The organism is Plesiomonas sp. (genome assembly GCF_051652165.1).
Lineage (GTDB): Bacteria > Pseudomonadota > Gammaproteobacteria > Enterobacterales > CAMTGL01 > Plesiomonas.
Genome location: NZ_JBOFTR010000004.1, coordinates 476,018 through 497,811, shown reverse-complemented (window position 1 = coordinate 497,811; position 21,794 = coordinate 476,018). Strand labels below are relative to the sequence as shown.

General features: G+C 43.4%; 22 protein-coding genes. 10 read left to right on the top strand and 12 right to left on the bottom strand.

Features of this window, described 5'->3' with window-relative positions; all coding sequences use genetic code 11:
- Window positions 1–589: 589 nt before the first annotated feature.
- On the top strand, window positions 590–2,710 hold the full coding sequence (gene nrdD, locus ACRC53_RS04685; protein ID WP_438642384.1) for an anaerobic ribonucleoside-triphosphate reductase: 2,121 nt from the start codon (window positions 590–592) through the stop codon (window positions 2,708–2,710).
- Window positions 2,711–2,845: 135 nt separating this feature from the next.
- A complete protein-coding gene (nrdG, locus tag ACRC53_RS04680) occupies window positions 2,846–3,313 on the top strand; it encodes an anaerobic ribonucleoside-triphosphate reductase-activating protein (RefSeq protein WP_438624136.1) in 468 nt (155 codons plus the stop codon).
- Between the two features lie 116 nt (window positions 3,314–3,429).
- On the opposite strand, the gene bioA is transcribed toward nrdG, so the two are convergent.
- A complete protein-coding gene (bioA, locus tag ACRC53_RS04675) occupies window positions 3,430–4,749 on the bottom strand; it encodes an adenosylmethionine--8-amino-7-oxononanoate transaminase (protein WP_438642383.1) in 1,320 nt (439 codons plus the stop codon).
- A gap of 232 nt (window positions 4,750–4,981) precedes the next feature.
- On the opposite strand from bioA, the gene bioB reads away from it, so the two are divergent.
- The 4 genes from bioB to bioD are packed head-to-tail and all read left to right on the top strand — an operon-like array spanning window position 4,982 to window position 8,726.
- Window positions 4,982–6,025 carry a biotin synthase BioB gene (bioB, locus tag ACRC53_RS04670; RefSeq protein WP_438642496.1) on the top strand — a complete coding sequence of 348 codons (1,044 nt, stop codon included), beginning with the start codon at window positions 4,982–4,984 and terminating at the stop codon, window positions 6,023–6,025.
- Window positions 6,022–7,266, top strand: a complete 1,245-nt coding sequence (gene bioF / locus ACRC53_RS04665; RefSeq protein ID WP_438642382.1) for an 8-amino-7-oxononanoate synthase — start codon at window positions 6,022–6,024, stop codon at window positions 7,264–7,266. The genes bioB and bioF overlap by 4 nt, the downstream gene beginning before the upstream one ends.
- Window positions 7,259–8,050, top strand: coding sequence for a malonyl-ACP O-methyltransferase BioC (gene bioC, locus ACRC53_RS04660; RefSeq protein ID WP_438631239.1), 792 nt, complete (start codon window positions 7,259–7,261; stop codon window positions 8,048–8,050). Before bioF ends, bioC begins: the two co-directional genes overlap by 8 nt.
- Window positions 8,043–8,726, top strand: a complete 684-nt coding sequence (gene bioD / locus ACRC53_RS04655) for a dethiobiotin synthase (RefSeq protein WP_438642381.1) — start codon at window positions 8,043–8,045, stop codon at window positions 8,724–8,726. The genes bioC and bioD overlap by 8 nt, the downstream gene beginning before the upstream one ends.
- A gap of 162 nt (window positions 8,727–8,888) precedes the next feature.
- Here bioD and ACRC53_RS04650 read toward each other — a convergent pair whose 3' ends face one another.
- On the bottom strand, window positions 8,889–9,047 hold the full coding sequence (locus ACRC53_RS04650; RefSeq protein WP_438642380.1) for a hypothetical protein: 159 nt from the start codon (window positions 9,045–9,047) through the stop codon (window positions 8,889–8,891).
- A 427-nt stretch (window positions 9,048–9,474) separates the two neighbouring features.
- Here ACRC53_RS04650 and htpX point away from each other — a divergent pair, with 427 nt between their 5' ends.
- Together htpX and ACRC53_RS04640 are read left to right on the top strand one after the other, a co-directional pair.
- The gene (htpX, locus tag ACRC53_RS04645; protein ID WP_438642379.1) at window positions 9,475–10,353 is read left to right on the top strand and encodes a protease HtpX; all 879 of its coding nucleotides are present in this window, start codon (window positions 9,475–9,477) and stop codon (window positions 10,351–10,353) included.
- A 157-nt stretch (window positions 10,354–10,510) separates the two neighbouring features.
- The gene (locus ACRC53_RS04640) at window positions 10,511–11,368 is read left to right on the top strand and encodes a DUF3658 domain-containing protein (RefSeq protein WP_438642378.1); all 858 of its coding nucleotides are present in this window, start codon (window positions 10,511–10,513) and stop codon (window positions 11,366–11,368) included.
- Window positions 11,369–11,389: 21 nt separating this feature from the next.
- Here the strand turns inward: ACRC53_RS04640 and punC are convergent, their stop codons facing one another.
- Window positions 11,390–12,580 (bottom strand): purine nucleoside transporter PunC, encoded by a 1,191-nt coding sequence (gene punC / locus ACRC53_RS04635; protein WP_438642377.1) that lies wholly within the window; start codon window positions 12,578–12,580, stop codon window positions 11,390–11,392.
- A 168-nt stretch (window positions 12,581–12,748) separates the two neighbouring features.
- Between punC and punR the strand changes: the two genes are divergently transcribed.
- A complete protein-coding gene (gene punR, locus ACRC53_RS04630; protein WP_438642495.1) occupies window positions 12,749–13,702 on the top strand; it encodes a DNA-binding transcriptional activator PunR in 954 nt (317 codons plus the stop codon).
- On the opposite strand, the gene ACRC53_RS04625 is transcribed toward punR, so the two are convergent.
- From ACRC53_RS04625 to ACRC53_RS04610, 4 genes are all read right to left on the bottom strand, one after another.
- Window positions 13,606–14,862, bottom strand: a complete 1,257-nt coding sequence (locus ACRC53_RS04625) for an ABC transporter substrate-binding protein (protein ID WP_438642376.1) — start codon at window positions 14,860–14,862, stop codon at window positions 13,606–13,608. The two genes, punR and ACRC53_RS04625, sit on opposite strands and share 97 nt — an antisense overlap.
- A 530-nt stretch (window positions 14,863–15,392) precedes the next feature.
- Complete coding sequence (locus tag ACRC53_RS04620; protein WP_438642375.1) at window positions 15,393–15,638, bottom strand: DinI-like family protein; 246 nt, start codon at window positions 15,636–15,638, stop codon at window positions 15,393–15,395.
- A gap of 301 nt (window positions 15,639–15,939) precedes the next feature.
- Window positions 15,940–16,962, bottom strand: a complete 1,023-nt coding sequence (purR, locus tag ACRC53_RS04615; RefSeq protein ID WP_438642374.1) for an HTH-type transcriptional repressor PurR — start codon at window positions 16,960–16,962, stop codon at window positions 15,940–15,942.
- Between the two features lie 331 nt (window positions 16,963–17,293).
- Complete coding sequence (locus ACRC53_RS04610) at window positions 17,294–17,815, bottom strand: hypothetical protein (RefSeq protein WP_438642373.1); 522 nt, start codon at window positions 17,813–17,815, stop codon at window positions 17,294–17,296.
- A 221-nt stretch (window positions 17,816–18,036) separates the two neighbouring features.
- On the opposite strand from ACRC53_RS04610, the gene ACRC53_RS04605 reads away from it, so the two are divergent.
- Window positions 18,037–18,126 carry a cytochrome bd-I oxidase subunit CydH gene (locus tag ACRC53_RS04605; protein ID WP_438642372.1) on the top strand — a complete coding sequence of 30 codons (90 nt, stop codon included), beginning with the start codon at window positions 18,037–18,039 and terminating at the stop codon, window positions 18,124–18,126.
- A gap of 129 nt (window positions 18,127–18,255) precedes the next feature.
- On the opposite strand, the gene ACRC53_RS04600 is transcribed toward ACRC53_RS04605, so the two are convergent.
- The 5 genes from ACRC53_RS04600 to ybcJ all read right to left on the bottom strand — a co-directional run bounded on the left by ACRC53_RS04600 (window position 18,256) and on the right by ybcJ (window position 21,764).
- Window positions 18,256–18,885 carry a DMT family transporter gene (locus tag ACRC53_RS04600; RefSeq protein WP_438642371.1) on the bottom strand — a complete coding sequence of 210 codons (630 nt, stop codon included), beginning with the start codon at window positions 18,883–18,885 and terminating at the stop codon, window positions 18,256–18,258.
- The gene (locus ACRC53_RS04595) at window positions 18,882–19,154 is read right to left on the bottom strand and encodes an EamA family transporter (RefSeq protein WP_438642370.1); all 273 of its coding nucleotides are present in this window, start codon (window positions 19,152–19,154) and stop codon (window positions 18,882–18,884) included. Before ACRC53_RS04595 ends, ACRC53_RS04600 begins: the two co-directional genes overlap by 4 nt.
- Window positions 19,155–19,293: 139 nt before the next feature.
- Window positions 19,294–19,836 carry a YniB family protein gene (locus ACRC53_RS04590; protein ID WP_438642369.1) on the bottom strand — a complete coding sequence of 181 codons (543 nt, stop codon included), beginning with the start codon at window positions 19,834–19,836 and terminating at the stop codon, window positions 19,294–19,296.
- Between the two features lie 433 nt (window positions 19,837–20,269).
- On the bottom strand, window positions 20,270–21,313 hold the full coding sequence (locus ACRC53_RS04585) for an ElaD/SseL family deubiquitinase (protein ID WP_438642368.1): 1,044 nt from the start codon (window positions 21,311–21,313) through the stop codon (window positions 20,270–20,272).
- 238 nt (window positions 21,314–21,551) lie between these two features.
- Window positions 21,552–21,764, bottom strand: a complete 213-nt coding sequence (gene ybcJ, locus ACRC53_RS04580) for a ribosome-associated protein YbcJ (protein WP_438642494.1) — start codon at window positions 21,762–21,764, stop codon at window positions 21,552–21,554.
- Window positions 21,765–21,794: the final 30 nt, after the last annotated feature.

Sequence of the window (21,794 nt, the reverse complement as noted above, 5' to 3'; positions counted from 1 at the left end):
AAGAAAAAGCCACAGAAAACTCAACAAGAGCGCCGAGCTGAAAAACGTGAGAAAAAGCATCACGAAGAGCATCAAGATTCGGCAAAGTAAAACGATAAAATCGATTATCAGATTGACCATAAAATATAATATGTAATTGACGATAATCACTATAACCTGTCTTTTGAAGTCATTTTTAAGCGTTGGGTAGCCAACTTAAAAAGGATTATTTCAAAAAGGCAGGTTTTTTTTATGTCTAAACAACCATCAAAGAGCAGAAAGATCGCTGGTGCATATTGTGAACGATACAATCCTATTTATGCGTAATAATACAGGGTTGTTTTTTGTGCAATTTAGCAGTGAAAATTGCTTAAAAAAAGCAGTTAACAAGCGAAATAGAATCTGATAAGGGGCGATGTGAGGTAGCCGAGGAAGCTAAATAATATTGCATGGGAAAGAGTCGCTCACGAAAAAGAGTTGATCCAGATCAATGTGTCAAACCGCGTAATCTCGCCTAATACACCACATCTAGTAGATAGCTTTATCATCTCATCAATATTTAGTGTTTTGCATAAAGTATGGCGAGTTGGTAACAAGTGGAGGAAGTTCAGTGAAGCCGGTGGTAATTAAGCGTGACGGGTGTCGTGTAGCGTTCGATGCAGAAATGATTAAAAACGCAGTCATTAGTGCGGCTCGAACGGTTGAAGAGATGAACCCGACCTATGCTGAAGCCGTGGCAGAGGCTGTCGAATCTTCCCTTAATGGCGCGCAGGAAGTGGCCATTCATACTATTCAAAATGCAGTAGAAAACCAACTGATGTCTGGGCCGCATAAAGCGGTTGCAAGAGCCTACATTGAGTATCGCCACGATCGTGATGTTGCGCGTGAAAAAACCAGCCGTTTGAACAGTGAAATTCGTGGGTTAATTGAGCAGAGCAATGCCGCTTTGCTCAATGAAAATGCGAATAAAGACAGTAAAGTGATCCCAACTCAGCGTGATTTGCTGGCCGGTATTGTGGCCAAACACTATGCTTTGCAGCATTTGTTACCGCGTGATGTGGCACAAGCGCATGAGCGCGGTGAACTGCACTACCATGATCTCGATTACGCGCCATTCTTCCCGATGTTCAACTGCATGCTGATTGATCTTGAAGGGATGCTGACACACGGCTTTAAGATGGGGAATGCTGAAATTGACACGCCAAAGTCAATTTCAACGGCAACAGCAGTGACCGCGCAGATTATTGCGCAGGTGGCGAGCCATATTTATGGTGGCACGACCATCAACCGGATTGATGAGATCCTTGCGCCTTATGTTACGGCCAGCTACAAAAAGCACCATGCAGTTGCGCTGGAGTGGGATATTGCTGACCCAGTGGCTTTTGCGCATGCTCGCACCGAGAAAGAGTGTTACGACGCATTCCAATCACTTGAGTATGAAGTGAACACCTTGCACACGGCAAATGGGCAAACCCCGTTTGTCACCTTTGGCTTTGGGCTGGGGGTTTCATGGGAATCACGCCTGATCCAGCAATCTATACTGAAAAACCGCATTGCTGGTTTGGGGAAAAAGTGTAAAACCGCCGTTTTCCCAAAACTGGTCTTTGCGATTAAAGATGGTTTGAACCATAAGCCGAGTGACCCGAGCTACGATATTAAGCAGCTTGCGCTAGAGTGTGCCACCAAGCGTATGTATCCGGATATTCTGAACTACGACAAAGTGGTAGAGGTGACCGGTTCATTCAAAACCCCGATGGGTTGCCGCAGTTTCCTTGGTACGTATGAGGAAGAGGGTGAGCTGATCCATGATGGTCGTAACAATATTGGTGTTGTCAGCCTGAATCTGCCGCGTATCGCGTTGGAAGCAAAGGGTGATGAACAGGCATTCTTCCGCTTACTGAATACCCGTTTAGCGCTGGCTAAAGAGGCGCTGGATACTCGTATTGCGCGTTTGCAGGATGTAAAAGCCCGTGTTGCGCCAATTCTGTATATGGAAGGGGCATGTGGTGTGCGCTTGAATGCCGATGATAGCGTGGCGGAGATCTTTAAGCATGGTCGAGCGTCTATTTCTCTTGGCTATATTGGTCTGCATGAAACCGTGAATGCTCTATACGGTACACAAACACATGTATACGACTCTGCCGAGCTGCGTGAAAAAGCCATTGCCATTGTGCAGTGCCTGCGTGATGCCACTGATGCATGGAAAGAAGAGAGCGGCTATGGCTTTAGCCTGTACAGTACACCGAGTGAGAACCTGTGCAGCCGTTTTTGCAAAATAGACACACAAGAGTTCGGTATTGTTGCGGGCGTTACCGATAAAGGTTACTACACCAACAGTTTCCACCTTGATGTTGAAAAAGCAGTAAATCCATACGATAAGCTCGATTTTGAGATGCCTTATCCGGCTATCGCGAACGGTGGTTTTATCTGTTATGGCGAATACCCGAACATGCAGCATAATATTGAAGCGCTGGAAAATGTGTGGGATTACAGCTATAGCCGTGTGCCGTATTACGGTACAAATACCCCGATAGATGAGTGCTATGAGTGCGGTTTTACCGGTGAGTTTGAGTGCACCAGTAAAGGTTTTACCTGCCCACGTTGTGGTAATCATGAGCCAACTAAAGTATCAGTGACTCGTCGTGTTTGCGGTTATCTGGGCAGCCCTGATGCGCGTCCGTTTAACTATGGTAAGCAAGAAGAGGTAAAACGTCGGGTGAAACACCTGTAACGTTGGGCTAAATAAGATCTGATTTGAGTGATGCCTGTGATGAAAACACGATAGTTTGTGTGACGGCGTCACTTTTTTATTGCACAGACTCTTTTTTGCTGTACACCAGTCAATGCTTGAAGTGGGAATACTGCGGTGAACTATCATCAATACTATCCGGTCGATGTGATTAACGGGCCGGGAACTCGTTGTACACTGTTTGTATCGGGTTGTGAGCACCAGTGTCGGGGCTGTTATAACCAGTCTACATGGCGGCTTGATTCTGGACACCTGTTTACGCAGGCGATGGAAGATCAGATCATTGCTGATCTGTTAGATACCCGCATTAAGCGGCGCGGATTATCCCTTTCCGGCGGCGATCCGCTGCATCCTGCCAATGTTTCGGCAGTGCTTGCATTGGTTCAGCGGGTGAAACGCGAGTGCCCAGATAAAGATATTTGGTTGTGGAGTGGGTACACACGTGCCGAGCTAACGCCCACGCAACAAGCGGTATTGCCCTATATTGATGCGCTGGTGGATGGGAAATTTATTCAGGCTGAAGCTGATCCGGCATTGGTCTGGCGCGGCAGTGCGAATCAGATTATCCACCGCTTTACGCTGTAAAGCGGTGTGTATTGATCTGAGATTATGTCGCTTTGAGATTATATAACCAGTACAACGTATCTGACCGTTTAGTATTAGCTATTTATCCGAAAGTGATTTATTAGCGTATTTAAGTGTTACTCGGCTGAAACCGCTTCACCAAGCGGTGTTATCTGAGATGATTTATCTGATATCACGTGGAAAATCGCCTGCACTAATTGCCGTATATCATCTTGAGTGGCGATATACGGCGGCATAATGTAAATCAGCTTTCCAAACGGGCGTATCCAAACACCGGCCTGCACAAATTGAGCCTGTAATTGCGCCGTTGATACCGGCTCTTTCATCTCGACAACCCCAATAGCGCCCAATACCCGCGTAGCGGCAACATGGGGCAATGCGGCCAGAGGCAGCAGTTCGGCTTTTAGCTGCGCTTCAATGTCAGCCACCTGTGTTTTCCATTCCCCTGTAGCCAGTAGCGCCAAACTCGCGTTAGCAACACTGCATGCCAGTGGATTAGCCATAAACGTTGGGCCGTGCATAAAGCAGCCTGCTTCACCATTACAGACGGTATCGGCGACATGGCGAGTGGTAATGGTTGCCGCCAGTGTCAGATATCCGCCTGTTAGTGCTTTGCCCAGACACAAAATATCGGGCGTGATACCCGCGTGTTCGCAGGCAAACAACTTTCCGGTACGGCCAAATCCGGTGGCAATTTCATCGGCAATCAGCAATACACCATACTGATCACACAGTGCCCGCACTTTTTGTAAATAGTTCGGGTGGTAAATTCGCATGCCTCCCGCGCCTTGTACGATAGGTTCGAGGATCACCGCCGCAAGCGTTTGGTGATGCTGTTCTATCTGTTGGGCAAAAGAGGCGATATCGCGCTCATCCCACGGATCATTAAATCCACATTGTGGTGCATCAGCAAAGCGGTGTTGTGGTAAAAACCCCTGATACAAGCCGTGCATAGCATTTTCAGGATCACAGACTGACATCGCGCCAAAAGTATCACCGTGATAACCGTGCTTAATCGTCAAAAATTCCGCACGAGGCTCTGCCCGTGCCTGCCAGTATTGCAGTGCCATTTTCATGGCGACTTCCACCGCAACAGAACCTGAATCAGATAAAAATACACACTCAAATTCGGTTGGCGTGATATCCACCAGCGTACGGCACAGTGTTATTGCAGGCTGATGGGTTATCCCGCCAAACATGATATGAGACATCTTAGGGATCTGAGCCTGTAATGCGGCATTGAGTGCCGGATGGTTGTAGCCGTGTACCGCCGCCCACCATGATGACATTCCGTCAATCAGTGCTGTTCCATCCTCTAAATAAATACGAGTTCCGTGTGCAGAGCTGACTGGATAGCAGGGTAGCGGGTTGCTCATCGAGGTGTAAGGATGCCAGATATGGCGCTGATCAAACTCAAGATCGGCAATAGAAGTCATGGCGATAAAATAACCTTATGTAAACCATTATTAATTCATGTTATTGACAGTGTACCTGTGAGAATTACACTAGCCAAAATTTTTTCACGATTATTTATCCGGCAATAGCATGGAGCAAGGTATGGAACAGCCTAGAGTGCAACCGATAGCACAGCAGACATTAGCAGGCGATAACACCGTTCGTCATGATTGGACAGTAGAGCAGAGCCGTGCGTTGTTTGAGCTGCCATTTATGGATCTGCTGTATCGCGCCCAGCAGGTGCATAGGCAGTATTTTGATCCGAATCATGTGCAGGTAAGTACGCTTTTATCCATAAAAACAGGCGCTTGCCCAGAGGATTGTAAGTATTGCCCCCAAAGTGCACGCTACCAAACGGGCGTTGAAGCCGAGCGTTTGCTGGAAGTGGAGAGCGTGCTTGAATCAGCACGTAAAGCAAAACTGGCCGGTTCGAGCCGTTTTTGTATGGGGGCAGCGTGGAAAAATCCGAAAGCGCGTGATATGCCGTATTTGGTCAAAATGGTCGAAGGCGTTAAACAGCTTGGGTTGGAAACCTGTATGACACTCGGAATGTTGACAAGTGATCAAGCTGAAACACTGGCCGATGCGGGGCTTGACTACTACAACCATAATCTGGACACCTCGCCTGAGTTCTATCAGCAGATCATTACCACACGTACTTATGATGATCGCTTGAATACGTTAGCGCATGTTCGCTCTGCGGGTATGAAGGTGTGTTCCGGCGGTATTGTGGGCATGGGTGAAAGTGCGCAAGATCGTGCCGGATTGCTGGTTCAGTTGGCTAATTTGCCCGCACATCCTGAAAGTGTTCCGATTAATATGCTGGTGAAAGTGGCCGGTACACCGCTGGCCGATGCTGAAGATTTAGATGCTTTCACTTTCATTCGTACCATCGCGGTTGCGCGGATTATGCTGCCACGCTCTTTTGTGCGGCTGTCGGCAGGGCGTGAAAAGATGAATGATCAGATGCAAGCATTGTGTTTTATGGCGGGTGCAAATTCGGTGTTTTATGGCTGTAAATTGCTGACAACACCCAATCCAGAAGAGGATAGTGATGTACGGTTGTTCTCACGCTTGGGGATTAACGCGGCAGCATCGGTAACTGAGCAGGGAGATAATGCACTGTCAGACCAATTGGCGGAGCAGGTTATGCAGGCCGAACCGCAGACCAGCAATAGCCTGTTTTATGATGCAACGGTTCAGAAGGCACAATATCAAACTCAGGTGCAGCATCAAACACAGGTACAGCGCGGATGAGCTGGCAGCATAAAATAAGTAGTGCACTGGCAGCTCGTGAAGCACAAGGGTTGTTGCGCCGACGCGTGATCAATCAGCACGGCAGCGATCGCACGGTGAAGATAATAGAACAGATTACGGGCTCGCATCAACCTGAATCATCTGCCTATTTAAATTTTGCCGCGAATGACTATCTGGGGTTGGCTAAAAATCCGCAGATCGTGGCTGCATGGCAAGCGGGATTACATCAATACGGTGCGGGAAGTGGGGCATCTGGCCACGTTTCAGGACACACCCAAGCACATGCTGAGTTTGAAGCGCAGTTGGCAGACTGGCTGGGATATGATCGCGCCTTGCTGTTTATCAGCGGGTTTAGCGCAAATCAGGCAGTGGTGCAGGCGCTGTGTGGCGAGGGCGACAACATTGTTGCCGATAAACTCAGCCATGCCTCGTTGATTGAAGCGGCAATGCTCTCTCCGGCCACCTTACGGCGCTTTGCGCATAATGATCTGTCTGCGCTCTCTCGTGTGCTAGAAAAACAGGCCATCCGTTCATCATCGGCAGGAAATACCCTGATTATCACTGAAGGTGTATTCAGTATGGATGGCGATCTTGCTCCACTGGCGGCGTTACAACGTCACGCAAGTCAGCATTCTGCGTGGTTGCTGGTCGATGATGCGCACGGTATTGGTATTCATGGCCCACAAGGGCGGGGAAGTTGTGCACAAGCTGGCATCAAACCCGATATCTTGGTTGTCACCTTTGGCAAAGCATGGGGCGTTGGGGGGGCCGCGGTGTTGTGCTCACAGGCGGTAGCTGAATATCTGTTGCAGTTCTCCCGCCATCTGATTTATAGCACGGCAATGCCTCCGGCACAGGCCTGCGCACTGCAAGCGGCGCTCCGTTGTGTACAGCAGGCCGATGAGCAGCGTGCTCATTTACGCCAACTGATTAGTCAGTTTCAGCAGGGCTGTCGTGATATTCCCTTTACACTGCAGGCCTCTGATACACCTATACAGCCTCTTATTTTGGGGGATAACCACACAGCAGTGACTCTGGCCAGCCGCTTGCACCAGCGTGGGATATGGGCACCGGCCATTCGCCCACCTACGGTCGCCCCCGGTAGTGCTCGTTTGCGGATCACACTGACTGCCGCACATACACCCGCTGATATTTCACATCTGCTAACCACACTGCACACAGAAGCACGACAAATAGCAGCACTGCATACCAAAACTGCTACTGAGGCCGCGGATGTATAATCATTTTGCTTCCCATAATACACAAATTGCGGCCCGTTTTAGTAAAGCGGCGGCCAGTTATGACAGTGCCGCGGCACTGCAGCGTGAAATCGGGCACGACTTGATGCAGTTAGCCGATATTCCTGCCGGTATTTTGTTGGATATAGGGTGCGGCACTGGATATTTCAGCCGTCAATGGCAGCAACGCGGGCACAGCGTGATTGCACTCGATATTGCCGAAGGCATGCTGGCCGTTGCCGCCGCACAGCAAAGCGCTGAATGCTATGTGTGTGCAGATATGGAATCTATTCCGTTACCTGATAACTCGGTGGATACCTGTTTTACCAGTCTGGCTATCCAGTGGAGCAGAAATTTGCCACAGGTGTTTCGTGAGTTAACCCGGATTACTCGTCCTGGGGGGAAAATTCTGTTTGCTACTTTATTGGAAAATACCCTGTCTGAATTAAGAGCGAGCTGGCATGCGGTTGACCCGAATATTGATCTAGATGCGCATGTGAATGCATTTCTTTCGATTAATCAAATAAATATTGCGCTGGCGCAAGCAGGAATTTCGCACCATCACCTAAACTTCAGCACGAAAAAAGTGATGTACCCCAGTGTTGTTGCCTTAATGCGTGATCTTAAAGCGATCGGCGCAAACCATGTCCACCGTGAACGGAGATCGGGTCTGGGGGGAAGGCGACAATTGGCTGAACTGGAGCGGCACTATCGCGAAAAATTTCAACAGCAAGCGATGCTACCAGCCAGCTATGACGTGTGTTGTGGAGTAATAGTCAATGAGTAAGCGTTTTTTTGTTACGGGCACCGATACCGAAGTGGGTAAGACTGTGGTTAGCCGTGCCTTTATGCAGGCTGCTGCCAGTATGGGGCACTCGATTGTTGGCTATAAGCCCATTGCATCGGGTTGTACAGAAACCAAAGAGGGGCTGCGCAACAGTGATGCATTGGTTTTACAAAGTTCAGCGTCTGTTGCCGTACCTTATGAGCAAGTGAACCCGATAGCACTGCGTGAGCCTATCTCTCCGCATTTGGCTGCCAAGCTTGACGGAATTGATATTGATTTTACGCATCTTTCAAAAGGTGTCACAACACTAGAATCACAAGCTGAACTGGTTCTGGTTGAAGGGTGTGGCGGTTGGCGGGTACCGGTGACAGATACACAAAGCCTCTCTGAATGGGTTGTGGGTGAAAAAATGCCCGTGATCCTAGTGGTAGGCATTAAACTCGGTTGTCTGAATCATGCCATTCTTACGGCGGAGTCTATCGCCAATGATGGTGTTGAACTGGTTGGCTGGGTAGCAAACCGCGTTAATCCGTGCCTGACACACTATGCTGAATTAATTCAAACCCTGCGTGCGCGCATACCCGCACCACAACTAGGTGAAATTCCATATATCTCTCGCCCAGAAACGCAGCAACTAGAAAAATATATGAATTTAACTCCGCTGTTTAGTGAGTAACATAAATTATTCTTATTATATTTTCTTAGCTTTTATCAATACGTTGGATAAATGTTCCACTAACAATACCTAGTTAGGGTCAACAAAAATAAACGCATAAAAAGGCACTAAAAAGTGCCTTTTTTCACATATAACTTAATGACAGTGTTGATAGGTATGTAATTATTCAGCGGCTAATACGCAAGCCGAATCACTGTTGCTCGTATGTGAACCGTGTGCACTTTTTTCTAATCCTAAAACTTCACACGCCTCTTCATAACTTTTTCCTAAATGACAACGTAAAATATCAATCGCAACCAAGTAGTTTTCTTTGTCGGCCATGGGGTCTCCTTACCTGAGTGGCGTGTATGCAATATCAGAGCTTCCTTGTATACACTTACTATCAGTTATAGATCGCATTTTCGCAAGTAAGACTATAGTCGTAATCATTAGTTACCCTTGTTGCCCTATACAGTATAGATGACTGCTTTCATCTTTATGTTTAAGCTTATTTTTCGAATAAGTGTATTGATGCAGATAGGGTATCTGTGCTTTTTTAAGCGTGCTTAGACGGTAAAATTTAGAACATGAAATGCTATATCGTATTTCATTGTCTCTAGAGTTGATCCTTGTCACTTATTTTAAATTAAAATATTGATGAAGATCGTTAAAATGAAAAAGAATATGTCTAAAATGCTTGAAAGATGACATTCAGGCTCTATGATGCCTGTAATTCTACTCATGATTCGACTCTAAGGACGTAACGCTTATGATGCGTATTGCATTGTTCCTTTTAACTAACCTTGCGGTGATGATGGTTTTCAGTTTAGTACTGAGCCTGACAGGTATTCAATCGAGCAGTGTGGCTGGATTAGCTATTATGGCTGGCCTGTTTGGGTTTGGTGGTTCGCTGATCTCACTGATGATGTCTAAATGGATGGCTTTGCGTTCAGTAGGGGCAGAGGTTATCGAGCAACCACGCAATGAAGTTGAACGTTGGTTGATGGAAACCGTGCGTCAGCAAGCACAACAGTCAGGCATTGCAATGCCGCAAGTGGCTGTTTATCACTCAATGGATATCAATGCATTTGCAACTGGCCCAAGCCGTAATAATTCGCTGGTGGCAGTCAGTAGTGGGTTGCTAGAGAGCATGACTCGTGATGAAGCCGAAGCTGTACTGGCCCATGAAATCAGCCATGTTGCAAATGGTGATATGGTCACGATGACCCTGATTCAGGGTGTATTGAACACCTTTGTGATCTTTATTTCACGTATTATTGCGCAAGTGGCATCCGGTTTTCTTTCCAATAATGATGATGGTGAAGAGAGCAGTAACGGAAACCCGCTGATCTACTTTGGTATTAGCATGGTGCTGGAACTGGTGTTTGGTATTCTAGCCAGCATTATTGCTATGTGGTTCTCACGTTACCGTGAATTTCACGCCGATGCGGGCTCTGCCAAGCTGGTGGGCCGTGATAAAATGGTCGCTGCACTTGAGCGTTTAAAAACCAGCCACGAGCCACAAATGGAAGGATCTATGATGGCATTTGGTATCAACAGTGGTAAAAAAAGTTTCAGTGAGTTGTTTATGAGCCACCCTTCACTGGATAAACGAATTGCCGCATTAAGAGCGGGCCAGTATCAATAAGTGTGAGCTCTATAACAAGTTAGTATTAAAGGCTGCCAATGGCGGCCTTTTTTTTAACCGATCTCTCGGTTTTTATGGTCATAACCCTATTATTCTGAAGATCTAATATGCACTTTGTCCAGCATATCAATGCCCATCAAGATTAAAGGGGTACACCATGGCTCTTGCACTGATCCACATAATTTCCGACAGCGTTTGTGCGGCTACGCTACGAGAGATGTTGCGGCGGGCAGGGCGTATACACGAAAAAGTGGTGGTCTTTGATGATACCCTTTGCCATGGCGATTTAACCATTGAACGCAAAGCGTATTGGCAAACCCTAATGAGTGGTAGCCCAACATTTCCATTTTCAGCTCATGAGCTCACACACGCATTACTTTCGATGCAAAAACCGCTCGCTTTATTATCTGATTGGCTTGTTCAAGGGAATACGATACAACTGTGGTTATCAGAAAGCCTGCAAGATGTACTCATGCAAAGCCAAGTTTTACGAAATATTGAAACGGAGTATCAACACCGTCAGCAGGTGCGTTCTGTGCACTATTTACGTGGTGAGCAAGATAGGGCGCACTTACGACAAAATGAGCAGCACGCAACATATTTCCCGTACTCTGCTTATCGGCAGGCAACAGAACTTTGGCAACAGTTAGTAGATGATCGCGGAAGTTTACGCTATCAAGATAAGGGTAAAATCGTTAGTGTACCGGAAAATTTATATGATCCGCTGCTGCTTGATGCTATTGCCCAGCCAGAAGGTATATCACGAGAGTCTATCGCTGAGTTAGATACTCATACTGGAGATATTTTAGAGATATCGCACACTGAATATGCAGGACAATATTCGAAGCGGTGGAGTAAAGCCTTAATGGTAGTCGCTAAAGCTTCTGCCTGTATTCATGACTCGCCTGGCTATGAGTTTTTATTGCAACGTTTACTTTGCTTGATAAAAGAGGGCCGGGTCATTGCCCGGCACATGCATAACTTCTGGCCAGAAGTTGAAGTTTCACTGAGGTAATTTATTTAACCAGATAAACAATTATTGTGATGAAGCTTGTTTTGGTTTTGTTGCAGCGTTTTCTGTTCGCATCCCTTGTAAAAAATAGCCGACTAACACCAACATTGCCATTAACAGCATAGTTTGGGTGGTGGCAATCAGCGCATCTTGTGCTTGCCACGATACCAACATACTGGCTAGAAAACTTAATCCCAATTGAATAGCATTTTGCAATGCCGCAGCACGGCCAGTATGCGCTTTCCATGGTGCTAATGCATTCGCCACCACTATTGGGTAGATAGCCCCATTAGCAACAGCCAATAAACAAAAAGGAATCATCAACAACAGCAAAGAGACATACTTTGTCAGTGGGATGATATACAACATTCCTACACTCAGAATGAATAGCCCAAGCAACCATGGCAGCATTTTTTTACCAGTGGTGCGGGTCAGCAACGTGCGGCAACCATAACCGCCTGCTAAGAAAGCAATGGTTTGGGGGATATAACTCAAACCGATATCACGCGGGCTGTAGCCTAGCTCACCTAAGATAAACGGTGAACCGGTTAGCCATGCAAAGAACGCAGCAGAGCAGGCAGCAAAAATCAGCGCATTACCTGAAAAGATGGTTGATTGCAAAATGGTTATGTAGCTGACCGATTTTTGTGTAGCAGGTTGCGCGCCGCGCGCTTGCAAACGCAACGTGCACAGCAGTAGCAGAATACCAATCACACCCAACGCGACAAAAATTGCCCGCCAGCTGAAGTGTTCAAGTAACCAAACGCCCATCAATGGTGCAAGTGCAGGGGAGAGTGCGACCAGCGGCATAATGGTTGCAAACATTCTATTGGCTTCATTTCCCTCAAAGCGGTCAACAACCAATGCCTGCCAGCTTACTGCGGCAGCACAAACCCCAACCGCCTGAATAAAGCGCAGTACCAGTAATTGTGTCGTACTGGTGACAAACACACAGCCGAAACTGGCGATAGTAAACAGTAAGATCCCCGCCAGCAGAATAGGACGACGGCCAAGGCGATCAGAGAGCGGCCCCCAGACCAGTTGCGCTATCGCAAAACCGGCAAGGAAGATACTTAATGTTGCACCGATAGCACTGGCATTGCTGCCCAGAGAGACCTGCATAGATTCAAATGCGGGCAAATACATATCAGTGGCCAAAAAGCCAAGCATACTAAGCCCAGCAAGGTATACGGTAAAACCGAGGGAGGATTTCATGTGGCTATCCTGTGTTTTTATTGTTATGCGTATAAGGCATCTGCCTGTGAGTTTATGCAGTAAGCTTTATACGGTAAGTATGATATTGCGCGCAGTCTACTGAGTGACGTTTTCCCTGTAAAACGTTAATATTTGTCTATTGCTTTCAATTATATTGATATCAGAATGATGTGGTCAGAATATACACTGCAAGTGGTTGAATCTGTAGCAAGAACCGGAAGTTTTAGTGCCGCAGGGCAAGAGCTTCATCGCGTACCATCGGCCATTAGTTATACGGTTAGGCAGCTAGAGTCTTGGCTTGCTGTTACGCTTTTTGAAAGAAGACATCGCGATGTGGTGCTCACCCCGGCAGGGCAAACGTTTGTTAATGAAGCGCGTGAAACGCTGAAACGGATGAGCGATATCCGTCACCGTTGTCAACTGGTGGCTAATGGGTGGCGTGGGCAGCTATCGATTGCGCTAGATAATATTGTGCGCCCAGATCGTGTTCGGCATCTGGTGGCAGACTTTTACCGTGCATTTCCCGATATGGAGCTGCTCATTAGTATGGAGGTGTTTAACGGTGTGTGGGATGCGCTGGTCGATGGTCGTGCAGATGTGGGTATCGGTGCAACCAGTGCGATACCAGTTGGCGGGAGTTTTGACTACCGTGATATGGGGAGTATGTCATGGCGTTTTGTGGTTAGCCCTGATCATCCAGTCGCACAAGAGGTTCAGCCACTTAGTGATCAAATACTGAGTCGCTATCCTTCTGTTTGTCTTGAAGATACTTCACGGTTATTGCCCAAGCGAACAACATGGCTGTTGGATAATCAGCGCCGTTTGGTTGTACCTGACTGGTATGCAGCAACAGATTGTTTGTGTGCAGGGTTATGTGTAGGAATGATACCAGCACATATTGCAAAACCACTTGTATTGGCTGGTCGTTTAATTGATATGCAAGTAGAAACGCCAACACCAGACAGCCGATGCTGTGTAGCGTGGCGTTCACAAGATCACTCACCAGCTATGCACTGGTTACTGCATTACTTGGGGGATACCGGCACACTTAATCGTGAATGGCTCTCTACTGTTGACACTACCGCATCAGCTGCGGGAGCAGATGTTGACGCTGTACCATAGCGGCGTAGCCATTCCGTTTCGAGTGCATTTGCCCATGAAGGGTGAGGTTCTGGTAGTACCCGATAAAGTTCGCTATGCGCAGTGAATTTTGCTTTTTCTGCTTCACTAAGAGCAGGTAAGTTCAAAATAGTGGGATCACCCCAAACTGCGGGGTCTTCTTTATAAGCTTGCGCTTCAGGGGATAACAAAAAGTTGATAACAACTTTTGCGCCATCAGGTGAAGGTGCATTAAATGGAATAGCCAAAAAGTGGGCACGGGTAATTGCACCTTGCCCAAAAGCATAGGCTTTGGCTGTTTCTGGTAAACGATTTTGTGCTATCGCGTGCTGCACCTCATTAGGGTTGAAACTCAAAGCCATATCAATTTCACCTGCATTGAGCAATGCAAGCATCTCGGTCTGATTGCGAGGAAAAGTTTGCCCTTTTTTCCAAGCATATTCATGAAGAGTATCAAGATATTGCCACAATGGGGCAGTTTGGAATTTAAAATCACTCTCCTTAACATCACGGTATAGCACATCAGGCGTAGGCGCTAATTGCAATAATGCGGCTTTTAGGAAGTTTATACCGTGAATTTCGGTAGGAATGGGGTAGGTAATCTTTCCTGGGTGCTGTATCGCATAAGTAAGAAGATCTTTAAAACCTTGCGGAGGTGTTTTTAGTGTTGCGGTATTATAGATAAAAACCAGTTGGCTTAATCCCCACGGAGCTTCATACCCCTGAGTTGGAAGTGTTGCATCAATTTTTACTGGTAGGCTTTGGTCAACATGTTGCCATTGTGGTAAATCTTCAACAAATGGGCCTTGCAATAAGTCAGCACTGCGTAATGTATTAAAATAGCGCCCTTGCAACCAGACAATATCACTGACACCAAGCTGCTTTTTACCTGCAATTTTATCAGCCATAATGCGGCTAACAATCTCAGTATTATTCGGCGTTTGAGTATGGATAAGAGTAATATTAAAGCGTTGTTTAACGTGAAGTGCCGCCCACTTAAGATAATTATTGAGTTCTGTATTCCCTTCTTGAGTATTAATGTAGACAGTCTGTCCTTGTGCTTGCTGTAATGTCTGTTGCCAAGGTGTGATTTCATCAGCATACACACCAGTGGTCCATAAACTACAGGCAAGCAGTGTCGCTGATATCCAGTTTTTTTTCACAGATCTATCCTCATGCCGGGGAGTTGCTCAGTGCATTATCGGCGATGGTATTACCTTTAAGGCGGCGTAGTTTACCAAAATAAATGTAGATTGCAGCAACTGGCTGTCATTTCATCTTTATCTTGGGAAGAAGAACATTTAATCAACTGTGCATTTAACAAAAACAAGTATATTGTCAACAATAATAATTGGTCAATGCTCAATTATTTACAAAATAAAGTGTAATTATTTAATTGTTTAGTGCGAGTTAATCAAGCACACACATTAAAGAGAGAGATGCAGATAGAGGAGTATACAAGCTATTTGTAGTTAAATACGTACAAGCTACTTAATGATGAGTGAGTTTAGCTAAGTGTCGAGTTTAAGGCATTGTGTTTTTAATGCATCAAATGCTTATAGTAAAAGTATCCTATAAACGCACGCATGTTCTTTTAAGGTTTATAGGATAAAAAAAGAGAAGCGATAAGAAGAGCATACAAAACAGCACGTAAGTATTTTATGTATTAGAGTATGGTCTATGCAATTAATGGTTACGAGAATGTTTCAGCATCAAACCAGTCGTCTGCGCTTTCCCACAAGGCTTGCAAGATCTCTTCAACACGATCTTTATCACCTTTATTTCCCCGTAAAATTGAAATACCCACAGGGCCTCGTTTGATGATGACATCAGGCTCATCGAAGATTGTACTAAGGCGCTTTGTAAGCTCAATGTGTAATTTTTGTTCGAATTGAGTAGGAAGAGATAAATTACGATCAAGCGAAACTTCAATACGCATAGATAACCTCTAGAGATCTCAGTTAGGTATATACATGATAAAAAGAAAGCCTCTTTACTTGCGGTGTATATATATACAGTTGTTTTTAGTGGTTGTCTAGATAACGCAACGATTAAACCGGTTTTAGAGACCGATTCTAGAAGATGAAATTTGACTTTAAAGGCTAAGAGGGAAAAGAGAAAAAGAGGAGGTAAAATATGTTAATCACACAGCAGCTAAAATCTTTACGTTATTAAGCGATACAAATATAAAGCTCGATAAACAGTTATAGCTGCTGTGATAATTATATATTCAGATGTGGCTATTTACCTTGTTTATAAGGGCCATCAATCACCGAATTGCGGGCAACAAGCTCTGGGTGCAGTTCAATAATTTGACCGCCTTCACGTTTATTAATAATGCGATCAATAAGCATATCAAAAGCCATTGCACCTAAACGGGCTTTTGGCTGGTGGATTGTAGTTAATGGTGGCGAAAAGAAGCGTGCATCACGAATATTGTCATAACCAACAATAGAAATATCGTGTGGAATACGTAGATTTTGCTCACCTGCGGCACAAATTGCACCCATCGCCATTGTATCATTAAAGCAGAACACTGCAGTCGGGTGCTGTTTATGGCTTAAAATGGTATTCATTGCCATGTGTCCAGACTCAGGCTCAAAGTTACCTTCGGCAATCCACTGATCATTAATCGGTAAACCAGACTCCTGCATCGCTTTGATAAAGCCATCGTAACGTGTTTGAGTGGTTGTTTTACTCAATTGCCCAGTGATCACACCAATATCACGGTGGCCACGATCAATCAGGTAGCGGGTCGCTAAATAACCACCATCAAAACTGTTATCTTGAATACGGTCGGTGTAGTTGCTGTCAGTGAGCCCCCAATCCATCACTACCATTGGAATGGTACTGTAATTTTCCAGCAGTTCAAGCAGCTGCGCATTATACTCAGAGCACATCACTAGCAGGCCATCAACCCGTTTTTGTGCCAGCATCGCAAGATAGGCTCGCTGTTTTTCAAGGTTATTTTGTGAGTTACACAAGAATAATGTATAGCCTTTGCGGTAACAGTGCTCTTCAACAGATTGCACTATCTCTGCAAAATAAGGCGTATCGCTGGTGGTTACTATCATACCAATAGATTTAGTATGATTAACTTTTAAACTCCGAGCCACTGCACTCGGTGAGTAGTGCAGCTCTTTTACTGCTGCCCATACCCGAGTACGTGTCTCTTCTGCGACAAAGCGCGTTTTATTGATAACATGCGATACTGTGGTTGTTGAAACACCCGCAAGTTTGGCGACATCTTTAATCGTTGCCATAAATTAAGTAGAACTCCTGACTTGAGCGAGCATCAAGACACGGCAGAGGTTAGCCTGTTTGCCTTATTTACTACGGAAGCGTTTGCTTCTGTTGCTTGCTATATTGTGGTAATTAATAATGCAAACGGGCTTTAGTTATCGTTATAAAACTCATGATAGCCCGATGCCAAAAATCCAAAAGATCATTTTCTCTTATAATCTGCGAGACGGGAAGTAGAAAAAAGAAATATTGTGTGATTTTTAGTGACTTCTCGTTTTTATATAACACATCAGTAATCACCAGAAAATACGATTTGTGCTTTGCACAATACGCAACATGATAAAATAGATACTATTTGGTGCAATGTAGTGCCTCTATCTTCTTCATTGCGCGGTTATAGTTGTCTAATTCTATACGTACATTTTCTGGGTGCGTTAATAACTCAGCAAATGCAGAACGAAGTGCATAACTTTGTGGATTAGGTTTGACCACTCTGTCATTAAAAACCTGCGTATTTAACCGAGCAAACTCACTGTTTTGGTTGCTGAGTGTCTTTTCAGACTCTTCATCAAGTGAAAGCCATTCATTGACGGGTTTGTCTAATGCTAACTTATTAGGTTCGTGGCTAAGATACCACTTCACCGCAGAAAGGTTACGGTTAAGATAGTTTGTGCGTTCATTTAAAAATTGTTCACTTGCCACTTTTAGCGTTGGATTTTGTTGCGTCACTTTATTTAAGAGTGTGGCATACCATGCATCAGACGCCTGCACAAATTGTTCATATTTATGAGTGAAGCAAACTTGATCAAATGCGTGAGCTGGCAGAGGGCTAAGAAAGAGCATTAGCGTAAAAAATGGCACTCCATGACGCATAAAATATCCTTAAATTATGTGTTATTTATGTGTTATTTATGTTTTTAAAAGAGTGTATCATTGTTTGTGCGTAATGGAACTCACCTTGACAAATTTAACAAGCTTAACATATGACTGTTTAATGATACTCAAAACATAGCACTTATGCTTACAATGAATAGGCTAGATGAGTGCAAAGCCATGCAAGTACATTACGCAGCACATAAACTTAAGGAGAGAGTATGGAGACTGAATTGTGTTGGGCGCTGCTGACGACTACAGGTGCATTAGCAATGATTGTTGCATTTAGTTTTATCGCGGTGTTTATCTGATCGTGTTTAGACTAGCAGTAGCTACGGCAAAGGTAGTTACTGCTACATTATCGCTATACAGGGAAAGTAGTTTGCTTGTACTTGATAACTCACTTTATACATACTGGCTCATATTAAACGAAAGTATGATTACCGTATAAATGGGAGTTTAAGTGATAATTGACGAAACGGTTTACGTAATGTTTGTGAAAGTGGTACACCACATAATGTAATTAATCCACCAATAATATGGTAATGTTCAACACTTTCCTTTAACAGTATGACTGCAATAATTGCAGTAAATAGGGGCATTAAATTCATAAAAATAGCAGTTTTGCTTGCACCGAGATGTTTAACGGCTTGCAACCAAAAGAAAGGGGCAACAACAGAAGCTGGTATACCTGCATAAATAATAAGTGGTAATGTTTGAGCATTAATATTGATATTTTGTGCTAACAAAAAATGAGGAAGTAACAGTAATACACCAAAAAAAATCTGAATGTATACTGATTGCCATGCAGAAAATGGTAATTGCCATTTTTTCAGTAACACACTATATAAGGCGTAAGCACCTGAACCTGTAAGTAAAAGCAGCTCTCCAATCCCAATTCCCTGATGCAGTAGGCGAATTATATCCCCGCAGCTAACAAGGTACAAAATGCCATACAGTGAAAGTACGGTACCTAAAATTATACCTATTGTTGGCTTTTCAGCCAAAAGTAACAGACTAATCAATACAGTCATTAACGGAATTAATGAGGTAATAATTCCGATATTCATGCACTAATAGTTAATCCGGCGTAATAACCTAATGTTTGGTTGATCGCCATACCAAGCAGAGCAAGAACAATAAACTTCCCCCAATATAGGCGCAGTTTCTGACGATTATTCCACACAGAGAGCAGCATAAAAGGGGTTAACACGATAAAAGCTAATAACCAGCGATAAAAAGCAATTGCAGCAGGATCTATACTGGTAGCGGCCATTTTATTAACAATGGCATTACCTGACCAAATGAGAACAGTAAGCAAAGGAAGGAGGTAGTACATTTAGGCATCAGTAATAAATAAAACAGAAAGAGCAGTGTACTCTTTCTGTTCTTATGTTGCGATTTATACCACAAAATTCATCATAAATAATGCATGGGTTAATATTCTCTATGGAATCATAAGTTTTATTAACACTAAGTTAAAACCCAAACATTTTATAAAACCCAAATAATAATGCTGAGGTAATTGTCAATGGAATGAGTTCCCACATAAGTTGATTAAGAACAGGGTAGTTTGGAATTATCAGTGTTTCTCTGATCTCTTTTTTGCTACGTGAGGGCAGAGCACCTATCTGATCTTGCATAAGTTGATCATCAATTTGATCACGTGTTTTTGCTAGTCTCTCAGAGAGTTTCGCTCCTGAGTTTTTCACTGCACTCGCAACAAAAATCAGAATATAGATAGCAAAAAAGCCAATTGATGCGCTACTGGTCAGATTTGTATGATCTGGGGTTGGAGAGCTATTCCAAAATGAGCTTAAAAATTGCGTTTTACTGTAGATAAAGATAAAAAATTGCTTATAAGGGTCAGCCAACACCGCCGATGCCATCGTTCCATTGTCAATATGAATGCTAAGAAATTTTAAGATAGATATTGCAGTACTGATCACCGCGATAATAACTAAAATCCATCCTATCAAGCGTTTAGAGGCTGATAAGATAACGGCATTCTTATAATTCACGTGTTTACTCTCCAGTTACCAGCAGAATACTGCTTGTTATGTGCTACATATCAGGGTATAGCGTAGCAGAGATATCGGTGTTTCAGAAACATTGAAAATGTTTCATACAATAACTCTTATTTAAGTCATCATCCAGTTTTATTCCCACCTAACCCATAGGTCACTGCTAGATCCTAGATAAACATAAAGCGCAAACAGCAATAAAATTATGCTGTTAACCTATATCTATTTTGTTGTCTGTTATTGCTTTTTTAGCGTTAACATAAGTACCATTGGTTGTATTTCAACCATTTTAGTTGAGAGGCAATGCAAAAGAGTGGGGGCGTTATAAAAGTGGACAGTAAAAATGATAGAATTTTTATGCTATTTACTGTGTGTTATATGCTCGATAATCAAGGTGTTATAAATATGTAGAAGTTTATCTATTTATATTTTAATTACGAGGGTTAATGCAGTATTCATATAATTGACGACGATTATATAAATTAAATACCTCTTGTGAGTCTTTTGTTTGTTTTTTAAAATTATCAATGAAATCATTAATAGTGTTAATCGGATCGTTATCAATATGTTCCATTATCTCTCTTATTGTAGAGAATACAAAAACACCACATCCATTTGGTACATTATCTTGAATGTTACTTTCAATCCATTCAACATTTTCATTAGCAACACCTGCAATATTTGCAGAATCAAGAATCTTATTTTTTGCATCTTCATTTAGTGGTAAGTATGAGTTAAATAAGAAACCCTTCATAACTTCACAATCTGCTGTTTTATTCTTGTATAAGCCAAAAAGCACCCAATGCTCTCCAGTGTTTACTGGGAATAACTCGGTCTGGTTAGAGTTTAATCTATCGAGTACATGAGATGATAAGTTATTCTCATTGCTATGCTCATTAACGAGTCCAATAGGGTAGTTTACTGATAATTTATGATTATCAAATGAGATTTTTTTCACAGTAAAATTAATTTCATCTGTTGTGATTAATCTGTTTGCTCCCCATAAATCAACGTCTATAAAATCATCCTCTGGCGCTATACACTGATTTTGCTGGAGTATATTAGAGAGTGTTTTTTTTACTTCGGAGTTTTGAATAGCAGAACCAACAATGTAGAGTAGTTTAGAAGGCGAATGAAGTTTTTCCATATTGTTATAACCAAGCACCTTAGCATGGTTAGCTATCTCATATAACTTTAAACCAGCTTGTTGAATATCATATTCCACACCAATTTTCCCTCTTTTTTTTCCACTAAAAAGGTCAAAAAGAGCTTTTTCTGCAAGATCACCGCTATTATTTTTTTGTAACGCTATGTTATATAATAAATCAATGTTATTTACATTACCATTTGCAGCAGACTCAGATAGTTTGTTAATAACGTCTGTATTTATATCCTCAGAGAACAAGCTATTAAATTCAACTTCAGGTATATTGAATATTTCATGGATACTTTGACAATGGCTAATCGCTGACATTTAACAATACCTTCTAGTCTGTTTTATCGTTAGCAAATAGGTTACCCATATTTAATTTATATATAAGTTAATAATAATTTAAAATTAGTATTAACCCTGAGGTTATTAATTTTGGCATCATACTTTATGATGTTTTAGTGAGTTTAAGAAAGAATAATTAAATTTAAGGAGGTGAAAAATTGAATAATAATACCTCTATACAAGGACTTAAGCCGTTGCATAGAGGCTATTTAAAACATCAACTTCTTACTTTAACACTCTGACCTTGAAAGGAGACAACCTTACCTGGTTGAATTTTACAACGTTTACGCGTTTCTACTTGTCCATCAACTGTTACTAAACCTTCAGCAATAGCCGCTTTTGCCGCAGCTCCACTTTCGCTCCACCCCTGAATTTTTAACAAGTCACACAGTTCAACGAAAGGGTGGTTTTCTAATTGAAAGATTTCCATCATTTTGCCTTTTAAGGAGTAAAAAATAGC

Coding starts and splice junctions, on each gene's coding strand:
- bioA (WP_438642383.1), bottom strand. CDS start 4,749: ATGACTTCTATTGCCGATCTTGAGTTTGATCAGCGCCATATCTGGCAT.
- bioB (WP_438642496.1), top strand. CDS start 4,982: ATGGATCTGCTGTATCGCGCCCAGCAGGTGCATAGGCAGTATTTTGAT.
- bioF (WP_438642382.1), top strand. CDS start 6,022: ATGAGCTGGCAGCATAAAATAAGTAGTGCACTGGCAGCTCGTGAAGCA.
- bioC (WP_438631239.1), top strand. CDS start 7,259: ATGTATAATCATTTTGCTTCCCATAATACACAAATTGCGGCCCGTTTT.
- bioD (WP_438642381.1), top strand. CDS start 8,043: ATGAGTAAGCGTTTTTTTGTTACGGGCACCGATACCGAAGTGGGTAAG.
- ACRC53_RS04650 (WP_438642380.1), bottom strand. CDS start 9,047: ATGGCCGACAAAGAAAACTACTTGGTTGCGATTGATATTTTACGTTGT.
- htpX (WP_438642379.1), top strand. CDS start 9,475: ATGATGCGTATTGCATTGTTCCTTTTAACTAACCTTGCGGTGATGATG.
- ACRC53_RS04640 (WP_438642378.1), top strand. CDS start 10,511: ATGGCTCTTGCACTGATCCACATAATTTCCGACAGCGTTTGTGCGGCT.
- punC (WP_438642377.1), bottom strand. CDS start 12,580: ATGAAATCCTCCCTCGGTTTTACCGTATACCTTGCTGGGCTTAGTATG.
- punR (WP_438642495.1), top strand. CDS start 12,749: ATGTGGTCAGAATATACACTGCAAGTGGTTGAATCTGTAGCAAGAACC.
- ACRC53_RS04620 (WP_438642375.1), bottom strand. CDS start 15,638: ATGCGTATTGAAGTTTCGCTTGATCGTAATTTATCTCTTCCTACTCAA.
- purR (WP_438642374.1), bottom strand. CDS start 16,962: ATGGCAACGATTAAAGATGTCGCCAAACTTGCGGGTGTTTCAACAACC.
- ACRC53_RS04610 (WP_438642373.1), bottom strand. CDS start 17,815: ATGCGTCATGGAGTGCCATTTTTTACGCTAATGCTCTTTCTTAGCCCT.
- ACRC53_RS04605 (WP_438642372.1), top strand. CDS start 18,037: ATGGAGACTGAATTGTGTTGGGCGCTGCTGACGACTACAGGTGCATTA.
- ACRC53_RS04600 (WP_438642371.1), bottom strand. CDS start 18,885: ATGAATATCGGAATTATTACCTCATTAATTCCGTTAATGACTGTATTG.
- ACRC53_RS04595 (WP_438642370.1), bottom strand. CDS start 19,154: ATGTACTACCTCCTTCCTTTGCTTACTGTTCTCATTTGGTCAGGTAAT.
- ACRC53_RS04585 (WP_438642368.1), bottom strand. CDS start 21,313: ATGTCAGCGATTAGCCATTGTCAAAGTATCCATGAAATATTCAATATA.
- ybcJ (WP_438642494.1), bottom strand. CDS start 21,764: ATGGAAATCTTTCAATTAGAAAACCACCCTTTCGTTGAACTGTGTGAC.